Source organism: Mycobacterium sp. THU-M104 (assembly GCF_049197365.1).
GTDB lineage: Bacteria > Actinomycetota > Actinomycetes > Mycobacteriales > Mycobacteriaceae > Mycobacterium.
In genome coordinates this window covers 1-15261 of sequence record NZ_JBMIOP010000182.1, presented here as the reverse complement: position 1 = coordinate 15261, position 15261 = coordinate 1, and the positions used below count along the sequence as shown (strand labels likewise).

Below are 15261 nucleotides of genomic sequence, written 5' to 3'. Positions count from 1 at the left end.
CCCTCGGGTCCCCGCCGCTGAACGTTTCCGGCTGCGTGAGCTGTTTCACCACCCTCGGTTCCGGTCGGGCCACCGCCTGGCTACTCTGCAGACAGCGTCGAGACGATGGAGGGTGGTCATGAGGGTCGTATGGGGTCTTCCGGCGATGCTGCGGGTGGTGTGCGTTGCCGCGCTGTCCGTGGGGCTGAGCGGCGTGGTCGCGGTCGGCGTGGCCGGCAAAGCCGGCGCGGCCGGCTACGAAAGCCTGATGGTGCCCTCGGCGGCGATGGGCCGCGACATCCCGGTGGCCTTCCTCAAGGGCGGCCCGCACGCGGTGTACCTGCTCGATCCCTTCGACGCCGGCCCGGACGTCAGCAACTGGGTCACCGCCGGCAATGCGATGAACACCCTGGCCGGCAAGGGCGTCTCGGTGGTCGCGCCGGCCGGCGGCGCCTACAGCATGTACACCAACTGGGAGCAGGACGGCAGCAAGCAGTGGGACACGTTCCTGTCCAGCGAACTGCCGGACTGGCTGGCCGCCAACCGCGGCCTGGCGCCCGGCGGCCACGCCGCCGTGGGCGCCTCGCAGGGCGGCTACGCCGCGATGGCCCTGGCCGCCTTCCACCCCGACCGGTTCGGCTTCGCCGGCTCGCTGTCGGGCTTCGTGTACCCCTCGGACACCACCACGAGCGGTTCGATCCTGGCCGGTCTGCAGCAATTCGGCGATGTGGACGGCAACGGGATGTGGGGCGCCCCGCAGCTGGGCCGGTGGAAATGGCACGACCCGTATGTCCATGCCGCGCTGCTGGCGCAGAACAACACCCGGGTGTGGGTGTACAGTCCCCGCACCGGCGGGGCCAGCGATCCCGCCGCGATGATCGGCCAGGCCGGCCAGGCGATGGGCAACAGCCTGATGTTCAATCAGCAATACCGCAGCGTCGGCGGGCACAACGGGCACTTCGACTTTCCCGGCGGCGGCGACAACGGCTGGGGCTCCTGGTCGGGCCAGCTCGGCGCGATGTCGGGCGACATCGTCGGCGCCATTCGCTGAGGCGGCGAGCCGGTACCGTGTAGGAGGTGCAGCAGCCGGCCGCGACGGCCGCGTCTGCGAGCTTCCGATTCGGCGGGCTGGAGGACATGGCAACCAATTCGCGGCGTAAGCGCCACCGCATCCTCGCCTGGGCCGCCGCCCTGTCGGTGGCCGGAGTGGTGTTGCTGGTGCTGGTCGCCGTCGTGGTCCTGCTGCGAAGCTCGTCGGGGCCGCCGACCGCTGTGCCGCCCGGGGTGCTGCCGCCGGGCTCGACCCCGGCGCACCCCCACAAGCCGCGCCCGGCCACCCAGGACGCCTCCTGTCCCGACGTGGATCTGATCGCCATCCCCGGCACCTGGGAGTCGTCCCCTGGCGACGATCCACTCAACCCGACGCAATTCCCGAACGCGTTGCTGCTCACGGTGACCGGGCCGCTGCGCCAGCAGTTCCCGGCCTCCCGGCTGGAGACCTACACGGTCCCCTACACGGCGCAATTCAACAACCCGCTGAGCGGCGACACGCAGATGTCGTACAACGCCAGCCGGGCCGAGGGCACCCGCGCGACGGTCACGGCGATGACCGACATGACCACCAAGTGCCCGTTGACCAGCTACGTGCTGATCGGCTTCTCGCAGGGTGCGGTGATCGGCGGCGACATCGCCAGCGACATCGGGAATGGCCGTGGCCCGGTCGACGCCGACCTGGTGCTGGGCGTGACGCTGATCGCCGACGGGCGCCGCCAGCCGGGGGTGGGCAACGACGTCGGGCCCAACCCGCCGGGGGAGGGCGCCGAGGTCACCCTGCACGAGGTGCCGGTGTTGTCCGGGCTCGGTTTGACCATGACCGGTGCGCGGCCGGGCGGTTTCGGCGCGCTCAACGACAGGACCAACGAGATCTGCGCCCCGGGCGACCTGATCTGCGCCGCCCCGGACGAGGCCTTCAGCGTCGCCAGCCTGCCGAACACGCTGAACACCCTGGCCGGTGGCGCCGCGGGGCCGGTGCACGCGCTGTATGCCACCCAGCAGTTCTGGAGCCTGGACGGGGAGCCGGCCACCGCGTGGACGTTGAACTGGGCGCGGGGACTGATCCAGAACGCGCCGCATCCCAAACACGGGTGAGGGGACACAGGTACCGGTAGAACGGGGCCGGACACGATCGGCGGTACCTTGTGATTTGGTGTGCTGCGAGTGACCCCGTAACCTTAAGAGATATTTAAGAGCAACAGGATTCCGTAGCACACCCAATCGGGTCGAATCCGGCCAGCGTGCACCGAGAGCACAGGAGAGCGGTATGGCGTACCACAACCCGTTCATCGTGAATGGGAAGATCCGGTTCCCGGACAACACGAACCTGGTCAAGCACGTCGAGAAGTGGGCGAGGGTCCGCGGCGACAAGCTGGCTTACCGCTTCCTCGACTTCTCCACCGAACGCGACGGCGTGGCACGCGACATCGTGTGGTCCGATTTCAGCGCGCGCAACCGTGCCGTGGGTGCCCGGCTGCAGCAGGTCACCCAGCCCGGTGACCGCATCGCCATCCTGTGCCCGCAGAACCTGGACTACCTCATCTCGTTCTTCGGTGCGCTTTATTCCGGCCGGATCGCGGTGCCGCTGTTCGACCCGTCCGAGCCGGGGCACGTGGGCCGGCTGCACGCGGTGCTCGACGACTGCACCCCGTCGACGATCCTGACCACCACCGAAGCCGCCGAAGGCGTCCGCAAGTTCATCCGCGCCCGCTCGGCCAGGGAACGGCCCCGCGTGATCGCCGTCGACGCGGTGCCCAACGAGGTGGCCGGCACGTGGCAGGAGCCCGAGGCCACCGAGGAGACCACCGCCTACCTTCAGTACACGTCCGGTTCCACCCGCACACCGACCGGCGTGCAGATCACCCACCTGAGCCTGCCCACCAACGTGCTGCAGGTGCTGAACGCGCTGGAGGGCAACGACGGCGACCGGGGCTGCATGTGGCTGCCGTTCTTCCACGACATGGGCCTGATCACGGCGCTGTTGTCGTCGGTGCTGGGGCACAACTTCACCTTCATGACGCCGGCCGCCTTCGTGCGCCGGCCCGGCCGCTGGATCCGCGAGCTGGCCCGTAAACCCGGCGAGACCGGCGGGGTCTACTCGGCCGCACCGAACTTCGCGTTCGAGCACGCGGCGGTGCGTGGCCTGCCCCGCGATGACGAGCCGCCCCTGGACCTGAGCAACGTCAAGGGGATCCTCAACGGCAGCGAGCCGGTGTCCCCGGCGTCGATGCGCAAGTTCTACGAGGCGTTTGCGCCCTATGGCCTGACAGAGGAGGCCATCAAGCCGTCCTACGGCCTGGCCGAGGCGACGCTGTTCGTCTCGACCACCCCGATGAACGAGAAGCCCAGGATCATCCACGTCGACCGCGACGAGCTGAACAAGCAACATTTCGTGGAGGTGCCCGCCGACGCGCCCAACGCGGTCGCACAGGTTTCCGCCGGCAAGGTCGGCGTCGACGAATGGGCGGTCATCGTCGATCCCGACTCGGCCAGCGAACTGCCCGACGGGCAGATCGGGGAGATCTGGCTGCACGGCAAGAACCTGGGTATCGGCTACTGGGGGAAAGAGGACGAGACTTCCGAGGTCTTCAAAAACATCCTCAAGTCGCGGATCGGCGAGTCGCATGCCGAGGGAGCCGCCGACGACGGCCTGTGGGTGCGCACCGGCGACTACGGCACCTACCACCAGGGACACCTCTACATCGCGGGGCGGATCAAGGACCTGGTCATCGTCGACGGCCGCAACCACTACCCCCAGGACCTCGAGTACACGGCGCAGGAATCCACCAAGGCACTGCGGGTCGGCTACGTGGCCGCGTTCTCCGTGCCGGCCAACCAGTTGCCGCAGGTGGTGTTCGACAATCCGCACGTCGGCATCAAGTTCGACCCGGACGACTCCTCCGAGCAGTTGGTGATCGTCGGGGAGCGGGCCCCGGGTACGCACAAGCTCGAATACCAGCCCATCGCCGACGACATCCGCGCGGCCATCGCCGTCGGGCACGGGGTGACCGTGCGCGACCTCCTGCTGGTGCAGGCCGGCGCCATTCCGCGGACCTCCAGCGGCAAGATCGGGCGCCGCGCGTGCCGTGCCGCCTACCTCGACGGAAGCCTGCGCAGCGGCGTCGCCTCCCCGACCGTCTTCGCCACCGACTCCAACTGAACCCCCCGAACCCATGGCTGACACAGAACCTGGATCTGACACGAACCCCGAAAACCCGCCCGCGGTCGCCGGCCCCGATGCATCGGGCGACAAGCCCGACATGCGCGCCGGTGACGATGCTGAGCGCAGCGATGCGCAGCCGCGGCGCACGATCACGGTCCCCGAGATGCGCCAGTGGCTGCGCACCTGGGTAGGTAACGCCGTCGGGAAATCGCCGGACGAGATCGACGAGTCGGTGCCGATGGTGGAGCTGGGGCTGTCCTCGCGCGACGCCGTGGCGATGGCCGCCGACATCGAGGACATGACCGGTGTCACGCTGTCGGTCGCGGTGGCGTTCCAGCATCCGACCATCGAGTCGCTGGCCACCCGTATCGTCGAGGGCGAACCGGAGGCGGACACCTCCGCCGACGGCGACGTCGACTGGACGCGGACGGGCCCCGCCGAGCGCGTCGACATCGCGATCGTGGGCCTGTCCACCCGATTCCCGGGCGACATGGACACCCCCGACGCGACATGGCAGGCGCTGATGGAGGGCCGCGACGGGATCACCGACCTGCCCGAGGGGCGGTGGGAGGAGTTCCTTGCCGAGCCGCGGCTGGCCCAGCGGGTGGCCAGCGCCCAGACCCGCGGCGGCTACCTGAAGGACATCAAGGGCTTCGACTCGGAGTTCTTCGCGGTGGCCAAGACCGAGGCCGACAACATCGACCCGCAGCAGCGGATGGCGCTGGAGTTGACGTGGGAGGCGCTGGAGTACGCCCGCATCCCGGCGTCCAGCCTGCGCGGCAAGCCCGTCGGCGTGTACGTCGGTGTCTCCAACAACGACTACGCCATGATGGCGGTGTCCGATCCGACGAGTGCGCACCCGTACGCGATCACCGGCACCGCCACCTCGGTCATCGCCAACCGGGTCTCCTACTTCTACGACTTCCGCGGACCGTCGGTGGCCCTCGACACCGCATGCTCGAGCTCGCTGGTCGCGGTCCACCAGGCCGTCCAGGCGCTGCGCAACGGCGAATGCGACGCGGCGGTGGCCGGCGGGGTCAACGCGATCATCACCCCCGCGGTGACGCTCGGCTTCGACGAGATCGGCGCCGTCCTGTCGCCGGACGGCCGGATCAAGGCGTTCTCGTCGGACGCCGACGGCTACATCCGCTCCGAGGGCGCCGGCATGCTGGTGCTCAAGCGCGTCGAGGACGCCCGCCGCGACGGCGATGCGATCCTGGCCGTCATCGCCGGCAGCGCGGTCAACCACGACGGACGGTCCAACGGCCTGATCGCCCCCAGCCAGGACGCGCAGGCCGACGTGCTGCGCCGGGCGTACAAGGACGCCGGCATCGACCCGCGCACCGTCGACTACATCGAGGCCCACGGCACCGGAACGGTGCTGGGCGATCCGATCGAGGCCGAGGCCCTGGGCCGCGTCGTCGGCCGGGGCCGTCCCGCCGACCGCCCGGCGCTGCTCGGCGCGTTCAAGTCCAACATCGGCCACCTGGAGTCCGCGGCCGGCGCGGCCAGCATGGCCAAGGTGGTGCTGGCTCTGCAGCACGACAAGCTGCCGCCGTCGATCAACTTCGCCGGCCCCAGCCCCTACATCGACTGGGACGGGGTGCACCTGAAGGTGGTCGACCAGGCCACCGACTGGCCGCGGTACGGCGGATATGCGCTGGCCGGCGTCTCGAGCTTCGGCTTCGGCGGGGCCAACGCCCACGTGGTGGTACGCGAAGTCCTGCCCCGTGACGTCGTGGCCCGTCAACCCGAACCCCAGACCCAACCCGAGGGGGCCGCCGAACCCGCCGAGGCACCTACCCTCGAAAGCCACTCGCTGCGGTTCGACGATTTCGGCAACATCATCACCGACACACCCGCGACCGGGGAGGAAGAGCCCGAACTGCCGGGCGTCACCGACGAGGCCCTGCGCCTCAAAGAGGCCGCGCTCGAAGAGCTTGCCGCCCAGGAAGCCGCGGAACCGACCACGCCGCTCATCCCGCTGGTGGTGTCGGCGTTTCTGACCTCGCGCAAGAAAGCCGCCGCCGCCGAGCTGGCCGACTGGATGGAAGGCCCCGAGGGGCAGGCGTCCTCGCTGGAGTCCATCGGCCGGGCGTTGTCGCGGCGCAACCACGGCCGTTCGCGCGCGGTGGTGCTCGCCCACGACCACGACGAGGCCATCGCGGGGCTGCGCGCGGTCGCCGAGGGCAAGCAGCGCCCCGGCGTCTTCAGCGTGGACGGGCCGGTGACCAGCGGACCGGTGTGGGTGCTGGCCGGTTTCGGCGCCCAGCACCGCAAGATGGGCAAGAGCCTCTACCTGCGCAACCCGGTGTTCGCGGAGTGGATCGAGAAGGTCGACGCCCTGGTGCAGGACGAGCTGGGCTACTCGATCCTGGAGCTGATCCTCGACGACTCGCAGGACTACGGCATCGAGACCACCCAGGTCACCATCTTCGCGATCCAGGTCGCGCTCGGCGAGCTGCTCCGCCACCACGGGGCCAAGCCGGCCGCGGTGGTCGGTCAGTCGCTGGGCGAGGCCGCGTGCGCCTACTTCGCCGGCGGCCTGTCGCTGCGCGACGCCACCCGCACGATCTGCTCGCGCTCGCATCTGATGGGCGAGGGCGAGGCGATGCTGTTCGGCGAGTACATCCGGCTGATGGCGCTGGTGGAGTACTCCGCCGACGAGATCAGAGAAGTGTTCGCCGACTTTCCCGGACTGGAGGTGTGCGTCTACGCCGCGCCCACCCAGACCGTGATCGGCGGCCCGCCCGAGCAGGTCGACGCGATCATCGCCCGCGCCGAATCCGAAGGCCGCTTCGCCCGCAAGTTCGCGACCAAGGGCGCCAGCCACACCACCCAGATGGACCCGCTGCTCGGCGAGCTCGCCGCCGAATTGCAGGGCATCACGCCGATGAGCCCGACCATCGGGATCTACTCGACCGTGCACGAGGGCAGCTACGTCAAGCCGGGCGCCGACCCGATCCACGACGTCGACTACTGGAAGAAGGGTCTGCGGCATTCGGTCTACTTCACCCACGGGATCCGCAACGCCGTGGACAGCGGGCACACCACCTTCCTGGAGCTGGCGCCCAACCCGGTGGCGCTGATGCAGGTCGGTTTGACGACGGCCAGCGCCGGTCTCCATGATGCCCAGCTGATCCCGACGCTGGCCCGCAAGCAGGACGAGGTCTCCTCGATGATCTCGGCCATGGCCCAGCTCTACGTCTACGGCCACGACCTGGACATCTGGACGCTGTTCCCGCGGAGTTCGGCGGCGCGTTTCGACCCGCAGGACTACGCGAACATCCCGCCGACGAGGTTCAAGCGCAAAGACCACTGGCTTGATGTGTCGTTCACCGCGGGCAGCAGTTCGGTGATCATGCCGGGCGCCCACGTCGCGCTGCCGGACGGCCGCCACGTGTGGGAGTACGCGTCCCGGGGCCGCACGGAGCTGCCCGCGTTGGTGAAGGCCGCCGCGGCCGAGGTGCTTGTCGACGCGCAACTGGCGGCCGCCGAGCAGCGCGCGGTTCCCGGCGAGGGCGCGCGGCTGGTGACCACGCTGACCCGGCACCCCGGCGGCGCCTCGGTTCAGGTGCACGCCCGCATCGACGAGTCGTTCACGCTGGTGTACGACGCGCTGGTCACCCGGGGCGGTTCCGAGTCGGTGCTGCCGGCTTTCAACGCTCACGTCGGCGCCGGCACGGCGATCGCGGCGGCTGCGCCGACCGCGCCGTCGGCTTCCGGCGACGATGCCGGGGCCGAAACGCTGACGGACAGCCTGACCAACCGGTACTTCTCGGCCACCATGGGCAAATGGTCGCCGGACTCGGGCGAGACCATCGGGGAACGCCTCGGGCTGATCGTCGGGTCGGCCATGGGGTACGAACCCGAGGACTTGCCGTGGGAGGTGCCGCTGGTCGAGCTGGGCCTGGACTCGCTGATGGCGGTGCGGATCAAGAACCGTGTCGAGTACGACTTCGACATGCCGCCGATCCAGCTGACGGCGGTGCGCGACGCCAACCTCTACAACGTCGAGCAGCTGATCCAGTACGCGGTCGAGCACCGCGACGAGGTCGCCCAACTGCACGAGTACCAGCAGGCGCACACGCCCGAGGAGATCGCGCAGGCCCAGGCGCAGATGCTCAGCGGGGCGACCCTCGAGACGGCTTCCGCGCCCGCGTCCGATCCGCAGGCGGAGCCCGAAGGGCAGCCGGCGTCGGACGTTGCGGTCCCTCCGCCGCCGACCGACCCCTCGGGGCCGGTGGGCACGCCGACCAACGGGGCCGGGCAGGCCAACCTGCAGGCCGCGGCCGCGGCGCTCAACCAGGAGGCGGTCGCCAAGGCGCTCAACTCCGACGTGCCGCCGCGCGACGCCGCCGAGCGGGTCACGTTCGCCACCTGGGCGATCGTCACGGGCAAGTCCGCGGGCGGCATCTTCAACCCGCTGCCCACGGTGGACGACGAGACCGCCGCCAAGCTGGCGCAGCGGCTCGCCGAGCGTGCCGACGGGCCGGTCAGCGTGCAGGACGTGCTGAGCGCGCAGACCATCGAGGCACTGGCCGAGAAGGTGCGCGGCCACCTCGAGGCCGGTGAGCTGGACGGCTTCGTGCGCACCATCAGGGCGCCGCGGGACGATTCGCAGATACCGGTGTTCGTGTTCCACCCGGCCGGCGGTTCGACGGTGGTCTACGAGCCGCTGCTGAACCGGTTGCCGGCGGACACCCCGATGTACGGCCTGGAGCGGGTCGAGGGCACCGTGCAGGAGCGGGCCGCCCAGTACGTGCCCAAGCTGCTGGAGATCAACGGGGACAAGCCGTTCGTGCTGGCCGGGTGGTCGCTCGGCGGTGCACTGGCCTACGCGTGCGCGATCGGGCTCACGCGGATGGGCGCGAACGTGGCGTTCGTCGGCATGATCGACACCGTGCGGGCCGGCGAGGAGATCCCGCAGACCAAGGAGGAGACCCGCAAGCGCTGGGACCGGTACGCGAGGTTCGCCGAGCGCACCTTCAACGTCGAGATCCCCGCGATCCCCTACGAGCAACTCGAAGAGCTCGACGACGAAGGCCAGGTCAAGTTCGTGCTGGACCTCGTCCAGCAGAGCGGCGTGCAGATTCCCGGTGGCATCGTCGAACACCAGCGGACGTCCTACCTGGACAACCGGGCGCTGGAGACGGTCCGGATCGAGCCCTATGACGGACACGTCACCCTGTACATGGCCGATCGCTACCATGACGACGTCATCGAGTTCGAGCCGCGCTATGCCGTCCGCCAACCGGACGGCGGCTGGGGCGAGTACGTGCCCGACCTCGAGGTGGTGCCGATCGGTGGCGAGCACATCCAGGCCATCGACGAACCCTTCATCGCCAAGGTCGGCGCACACCTGAGCGAGGCCCTGCAGAGCATCGAGCGTCAAACGAGTGAGGTGGGCAACCAGTGACGGAGACTCTGCCGGCTGCGGGGCCGGCGTCGGCCCCTGTCGTCCACAGCACCGCCGAGAAGCTCGCCGAGCTGCACGCTCGCCTGGAGCTGGCCAAGGAGCCCGGCGGCGAGAAGGCCGTCGCCAAGCGCGACAAGAAAGGCATTCCCAGTGCCCGCGCGCGCATCCACGCGCTCGTCGACCCGGGCACCTTCCTGGAGATCGGCGCGCTGGCCAAGACGCCCAACGACCCCAACGCCTTGTACGGCGACGGCGTCGTCACCGGCCACGCCATGATCGGCGGCCGGCCGGTCGGGGTGTTCTCCCACGACCAGACCGTCTTCCAGGGATCGGTCGGTGAGATGTTCGGCCGCAAGGTCGCCCGGCTGATGGAGTGGTGCGCGATGGCCGGGTGCCCGATCGTCGGCATCAACGACTCCGCCGGTGCCCGCATCCAGGACACCGCCACCTCACTGGCGTGGTACGCCGAACTGGGCCGCCGCCACGAGCTGTTGTCCGGGGTGGTGCCGCAGATCTCGGTCATCCTGGGCAAATGCGCCGGGGGAGCGGTGTATTCGCCGATCCAGACCGATCTGGTGGTGGCGGTGCGCGACCAGGGCTACATGTTCGTCACCGGCCCCGACGTCATCAAGGACGTGACCGGAGAGGACGTCACGCTCGACGAACTGGGTGGCGCGGATTGCCAGGCCCGCTACGGCAACATCCACCAGGTGGTGGACTCGGAGGCCGCCGCGTTCCAGTATGTGCGCGACTTCCTGTCGTTCCTGCCGTCCAACGCCTACGACAAGGCTCCGGTGGTCAACCCCGGCCTCGAGCCGGAGATCACCCCGAGCGACCTGGAGCTCGACTCGATCGTGCCGGACTCGGACAACACGGCCTACGACATGCACGAGATCCTGCTGCGGATCTTCGACGACGGCGACTTCCTCGATGTCGCCGCGCAAGCCGGGCAGGCCATGATCACGGGCTACGCGCGGGTCGACGGCCGCACCGTCGGTGTCGTCGCCAACCAGCCGATGCACATGTCCGGGGCGATCGACAACGAGGCCTCCGACAAGGCCGCGCGGTTCGTCCGGTTCTGCGACGCCTTCGACATCCCGCTGGTGTTCGTCGTGGACACCCCCGGCTTCCTGCCCGGGGTGGAGCAGGAGAAGAACGGCATCATCAAGCGCGGCGGGCGGTTCCTGTACGCGGTGGTCGAGGCCGACGTGCCCAAGGTGACGATCACGATCCGCAAGTCCTACGGCGGCGCGTACGCGGTGATGGGGTCGCGACAGCTGACCGCCGACTTCAACTTCGCGTGGCCGACCGCGCGCATCGCGGTGATCGGGGCCGATGGCGCCGCCCAGTTGCTGATGAAGCGGTTCCCGGACCCGACGACGCCCGAGGCGCAGCAGATCAAGAAGGACTTCATCGAGGGCTACAACCTGAACATGGCGATCCCGTGGATCGCCGCCGAGCGGGGCTTCATCGACGCGGTCATCGACCCGCACCAGACGCGGCTGCTGATCCGCAAGTCGCTGCATCTGCTGCGCGACAAGCAGCTGTGGTGGCGTATCGCGCGCAAGCACGGCCTGATCCCGGTCTAGTTCGCTCTCGCGAGCAGACATAAAAGCCCCTCCCGACCGGCGTGTCGCGGGGCTTTTACGTCTGCTCGGCGATGAAGGCGCCGGCGACGAGCTCGTCGAAACGCTCCAGCGCCTCCTCGGACTCGTCGTCGATGCCGCGCAGCGGCCCGCGATCGGCCAGGTAGCGCTGCGCATACAGCCGGGCGACGAGCGCCTTGCGCTCGTCGCCGCGGGTCTGACGCTCCCAGGCGGCCTGCTCGGTCAGCAGCGCGCCGGCGTAGACGTCGCCCATGAACTGGGCCAGCGGGAACAGCCGCGCCTCGGCGATCCCCCGGTCCAGCTTGGACCAGGCCGTGACGGCCGCGTCGAGGTCCTCGATCCGCTCGGCGACCAGCCGGGCGGTCGCCCCGCCATCCCCGGTGTCGTCGGACACCGCGATCGCGTCGCGCATCCGGGTCAGCAGCGCTTCGTGCGCGCGGGTCTGCTCGATACCGCGGCGCACGTCGAGGCACAGGATGTTGTCGGGGCCCTCCCAGATCGTGTTGACCTGCCCGTCGCGCAGCAGCCGGGCCACCGGCCAATTCTCGATGTAGCCGTTGCCGCCGTGGATCTCGATCGCGTCCGACGCCGCGGTGATCCCCAGCCGGCACACCTTCAGTTTGGTGATCGGTACCGCGATGCGCTGCCGCGGCCCGCCGGGCCGGTGCTGGTTGGCGGCCCCGGTGCCGTCGAACACCAGCGCGAGTGCGGCCTCCACGTCGACGATCATCTCGGCGAGCTTGCGCCGCATCAGCGGCTTGTCGATCAGCGCACCGCCGAATGCCCGGCGCTGCCGCGCGTAGCACAGCGACTCGACCAGGGCGCGCCGCGCGTTGCCCAGCCCGAACAGGGCGATTCCCAGCCGCGCAGCGTTGGTCAGCTCCATCATGCGGCCCAGCCCCTTGCCGTCGGACGGGCCCGCCTCGCCGGTGGGTTCGCCGGAGAGCAGAAACGCCTCGGCGTCGACGAACTCGACCTCGCCGGAGGCCACCGAGCGGGTGCCCAGCTTGTCCTTCAGGCGCCGCACCCGCACCCCGTTGCGCGAGCCGTCGCGGCGGGTGCGCAGCACCAGGAAGTTGGCGACCCCGCGCGACGAGTCCGGGGCGCCCTCCGGCTTGGCCAGCACCACGAACGCCTCACCGGCACAGTTGGACGCGAACCACTTGAAGCCGTTGAGCAGCCAGGCATCGCCGTGACGGGTGGCGGTCGTCTCCAGCGCGCCCAGGTCGGAGCCGCCGGTGCGTTCGGTGAGCAGCTGCGCCGTCTCGCCCGCCCACTCGCCGGAGGCGAACTTGGCCAGCACGTGTTCGGCTACGTCGGGCGGGGCGTAGGCCGCCACCAGCGAGGACACCATGCCGCCGCCGGTGCCCAGCGCGCAGCCCATCCCGATGTCGGCCTGGTTGAGCAGGTAATTGGAGGCGAACAGCGGCAGCGCCGAACTGATCTCGGCGGCCTTCGCCTCGGAGCGCAGCGCCTGCTGGGCGTCCAGCACGGCGCGCTTGGAACGGGCGAACGACTCGGGCATGACGACCCGGCTGATGTCGTGTCCCCAGCGGTCGTAGCGCTCCAGCCGGGGCGGGTTGCGGTCGGTCTCCTCGGCCCACCGCGCCACCGGACCGCCCATCAGCTCCCCGATGCGCGACAGTTGCGGCTCCACGACGGCCAACTGATCCGGCCCCAGGTAGTACGCCATGGTGGACTGCAGCGTGGGATCGGTGCGGTACCAGTTGAGTCCGACCGCGCCGCCGTAGTCCTCCGTCTGGTAGCGCTGCGCTTTCTCGGGACTGGAGAAGGGCAGTCGATCCACTGCCTCGGGGGCGTAATCGCTCATGACGTGACGGTATTACAAGGCTCACGCCGAAGCGCGTGGCGTTCGCCTGCGATAGGCGCCCGTCCCGCCGCCCGCGACGCGCCGGGCCAGCACCAGCAACTGGTGCGCCACGCGGCTCGCCACATCGCTGGACACCAGCTCGACCTGTTGGTCCTCGGTGTGTTTGAGCCGCTGCGTCAGGGCTTGGAGCAGCTGCTCGGCGATCACCGGCCAGCGGGCGGTCCACGCGCGCAAGATGGCGCGGTCCAGCCCCACCGCGCGAACGCCGGTGATCGCCGCGGCCGTGCAGTTGCGCGGGCCGGGGTCGAACACCGCGAGATCGCCGAACGCGTCCGTCGGGCCCAGGATCGCCAGCACGCTCTCGGGGCCTCCCGGGCCCCGCAGGCTGATCTTCACGGTGCCCGAGACGATGACATACCGGCCAGGAAGACCAGCCGGAAGTTGCCGACCTGGAGCTCGTCGCCGTCGGACAGCACCGCCGAGTCGACCGGTTCCCTGTTGAGGTACGTGCTGTTGAGGCTGCCGAGGTCCACGACGCGGAACGCCCCGGCGGCGTCCCTGCGGATTTCGGCGTGCCGGCGACTGACGGTGATGTCGTCGAGGTAGATGTCGCTGATGGGGTGGCGGCCGACGGACGCGGCCGGTGCCTCCAGCCGGAACTGCGCTCCGGCGTTGGGGCCGCGCTTCACCACCAGCAGGGCCGACCCGCGCGGCAATTCCTCGACTTTGGCGTCGTCTGCCGAACTGGCGAGCTCGTCGTGGATGTCGGCGAGCGAGGCCAGGTGGGCCGTGTTGTCGTCGGGCGCGTGGCCCCACCCGCTCATGTCCTGCAGGGGCGCCGGGTTGCCGATCACGCGGCCCGCGGGAGGTCCGGCACCGCTTTGGTCGCCGGCGACGTGGGCCGGTCCGCCGCGGGCCACCAGCCGACGTAGGCCAGGTACAGCCCGACGAGGGCGAACGCGACACAGAGCGACACCCATGATCCCTGGGCGCCGACCATACTGTTCGCCAGGGAGACGAAGGCCTTGGGGAAAGACAACAGCAGCAGCCCGCGCAGGGTGATCAGCCAGCCCAGCAGCGATACGGTGATCGCGGCCGCGCCGTGCCAGTACTGGTGGCCGGCGACGACGATCAGGCCGAACAGCAGGACGAACGCGCCGGTCACCCAGGTCCACAGCGAGTTCGCCTCGAACTGCGCCAGCAGCGCCTGCATGTCCGAGGCGCGCGCCACGGCGGTGACGTCGACGATGACGAGGAACAGACCCAGCACGCGTGCGAACATGCGCGTTCTGGCCTGCGATTCCGGTTCAGCGTTCATTGCGATGCCTCCGTGTGATGCCCGGTCCTACACCTGAATCGGACCACCCCGGCAAGCGCCCGGCTAGGGACCGAAGTCCCGTTCGTGCGGACCTTGTGCCCTGCCGCGCCGTGTCGCGGCGCCGCCCACACCCTCGGGCGTGACCCCCCGGGGTCAGGGCTTGATGCGGATCGGGCCCGGCGACCACCATCCGGTTCGGGTCGCGGTGCCCAGGTCCAGTTGGGCGGGGCGCGCATCGGCGATGGTGTCGAACTTGCGCAGCGATCCCCAGTCGCGGCCCCAGTCGTGGGACAGATACGTCGACATCACGTGGGCGCGCAGCAGCAGATCGGTGATGCCCAGCAGCCCGCCGTTGCCGCCGTCCTCCCAGGTGTCGGTGTCCTGTTTCTTGGCGTTGTAGTCCGGGGTGATGCGGAACTTCGGGATCTCGGTGACGCCGTTGACGTGCAGCATCGGATGCTGGCACGGGAAGGCCAGCCCGACCGCCCAGTCCATCAGCACCGGCTGCGACGAGCCGACGTATTCCTGCAACGAGCGCAGTTCGGGCACCCGCGGCGGCGTCACCGCGATCCAGTCCTCGGGAGTGAGGGACAGGTCCTCGGCCACCAGCCGGACCGCGACCGCGTCGGCGGGCATCTGGGAGCGGGCGAAGCGCAGGTTGCGCCACACCTTGGGTTGTTCGCCGTAGAGGTCGTAGGGGGTCAGGCGGCCCGCCGCGACCGGCTCACCGCCGGGGCCGGGTCTGCCGTACTCCAGCACGACGGTCTGCCCGGCGGTGTGGCCGTGCAGGATGCTGTTGCCGGTGATCCTGCCCGCGGCGGTCACCACCAGCAGGGGGTGCCCGTCGTCCGGCCTGGGCAGCCGATACCACGCCGAGGTGAGCCTGCTCTG

Annotated in this window: 10 protein-coding genes; 5 read left to right on the top strand and 5 right to left on the bottom strand. The window is 69.9% G+C overall.

All coding sequences use genetic code 11. The features are described from left to right. Positions 1 to 118 precede the first annotated feature (118 nt). The 5 genes from ACOJVU_RS14535 (at position 119) to ACOJVU_RS14515 (ending at position 11203) form a co-directional block, all read left to right on the top strand. Positions 119 to 1030, top strand: a complete 912-nt coding sequence (locus tag ACOJVU_RS14535) for an esterase family protein (protein ID WP_421530414.1) — start codon at positions 119 to 121, stop codon at positions 1028 to 1030. 86 nt (positions 1031 to 1116) lie between these two features. After that, the gene (locus tag ACOJVU_RS14530) at positions 1117 to 2127 is read left to right on the top strand and encodes a cutinase family protein (RefSeq protein ID WP_421530437.1); all 1011 of its coding nucleotides are present in this window, start codon (positions 1117 to 1119) and stop codon (positions 2125 to 2127) included. A gap of 172 nt (positions 2128 to 2299) precedes the next feature. Further along, on the top strand, positions 2300 to 4192 hold the full coding sequence (fadD32, locus tag ACOJVU_RS14525; protein WP_421530413.1) for a long-chain-fatty-acid--AMP ligase FadD32: 1893 nt from the start codon (positions 2300 to 2302) through the stop codon (positions 4190 to 4192). Positions 4193 to 4292: 100 nt separating this feature from the next. Continuing rightward, positions 4293 to 9614 (top strand): polyketide synthase Pks13, encoded by a 5322-nt coding sequence (pks13, locus tag ACOJVU_RS14520; RefSeq protein WP_421530436.1) that lies wholly within the window; start codon positions 4293 to 4295, stop codon positions 9612 to 9614. An 8-nt stretch (positions 9615 to 9622) separates the two neighbouring features. Then, complete coding sequence (locus ACOJVU_RS14515; RefSeq protein WP_421530435.1) at positions 9623 to 11203, top strand: acyl-CoA carboxylase subunit beta; 1581 nt, start codon at positions 9623 to 9625, stop codon at positions 11201 to 11203. Positions 11204 to 11258: 55 nt separating this feature from the next. Here the strand turns inward: ACOJVU_RS14515 and ACOJVU_RS14510 are convergent, their stop codons facing one another. The 5 genes from ACOJVU_RS14510 to ACOJVU_RS14490 all read right to left on the bottom strand — a co-directional run. After that, positions 11259 to 13052, bottom strand: a complete 1794-nt coding sequence (locus ACOJVU_RS14510) for an acyl-CoA dehydrogenase family protein (RefSeq protein WP_421530412.1) — start codon at positions 13050 to 13052, stop codon at positions 11259 to 11261. 21 nt (positions 13053 to 13073) lie between these two features. Next, positions 13074 to 13448: a Crp/Fnr family transcriptional regulator gene (locus ACOJVU_RS14505; RefSeq protein ID WP_421530411.1), complete on the bottom strand. Its 375-nt coding sequence runs from the start codon at positions 13446 to 13448 to the stop codon at positions 13074 to 13076. Then, positions 13445 to 13876 carry an FHA domain-containing protein gene (locus ACOJVU_RS14500; protein ID WP_421530434.1) on the bottom strand — a complete coding sequence of 144 codons (432 nt, stop codon included), beginning with the start codon at positions 13874 to 13876 and terminating at the stop codon, positions 13445 to 13447. Before ACOJVU_RS14500 ends, ACOJVU_RS14505 begins: the two co-directional genes overlap by 4 nt. Positions 13877 to 13902: 26 nt before the next feature. Next, positions 13903 to 14370 (bottom strand): hypothetical protein, encoded by a 468-nt coding sequence (locus ACOJVU_RS14495; protein ID WP_421530410.1) that lies wholly within the window; start codon positions 14368 to 14370, stop codon positions 13903 to 13905. Positions 14371 to 14523: 153 nt separating this feature from the next. Beyond that, positions 14524 to 15261 (bottom strand): arabinosyltransferase C-terminal domain-containing protein (locus tag ACOJVU_RS14490; protein ID WP_421530409.1); only part of this gene is annotated, 738 nt, incomplete at its 5' end.

Coding starts and splice junctions, on each gene's coding strand:
- fadD32 (WP_421530413.1), top strand. CDS start 2,300: ATGGCGTACCACAACCCGTTCATCGTGAATGGGAAGATCCGGTTCCCG.
- ACOJVU_RS14495 (WP_421530410.1), bottom strand. CDS start 14,370: ATGAACGCTGAACCGGAATCGCAGGCCAGAACGCGCATGTTCGCACGC.
- ACOJVU_RS14510 (WP_421530412.1), bottom strand. CDS start 13,052: ATGAGCGATTACGCCCCCGAGGCAGTGGATCGACTGCCCTTCTCCAGT.
- ACOJVU_RS14530 (WP_421530437.1), top strand. CDS start 1,117: ATGGCAACCAATTCGCGGCGTAAGCGCCACCGCATCCTCGCCTGGGCC.
- pks13 (WP_421530436.1), top strand. CDS start 4,293: ATGCGCGCCGGTGACGATGCTGAGCGCAGCGATGCGCAGCCGCGGCGC.
- ACOJVU_RS14535 (WP_421530414.1), top strand. CDS start 119: ATGAGGGTCGTATGGGGTCTTCCGGCGATGCTGCGGGTGGTGTGCGTT.
- ACOJVU_RS14500 (WP_421530434.1), bottom strand. CDS start 13,876: ATGAGCGGGTGGGGCCACGCGCCCGACGACAACACGGCCCACCTGGCC.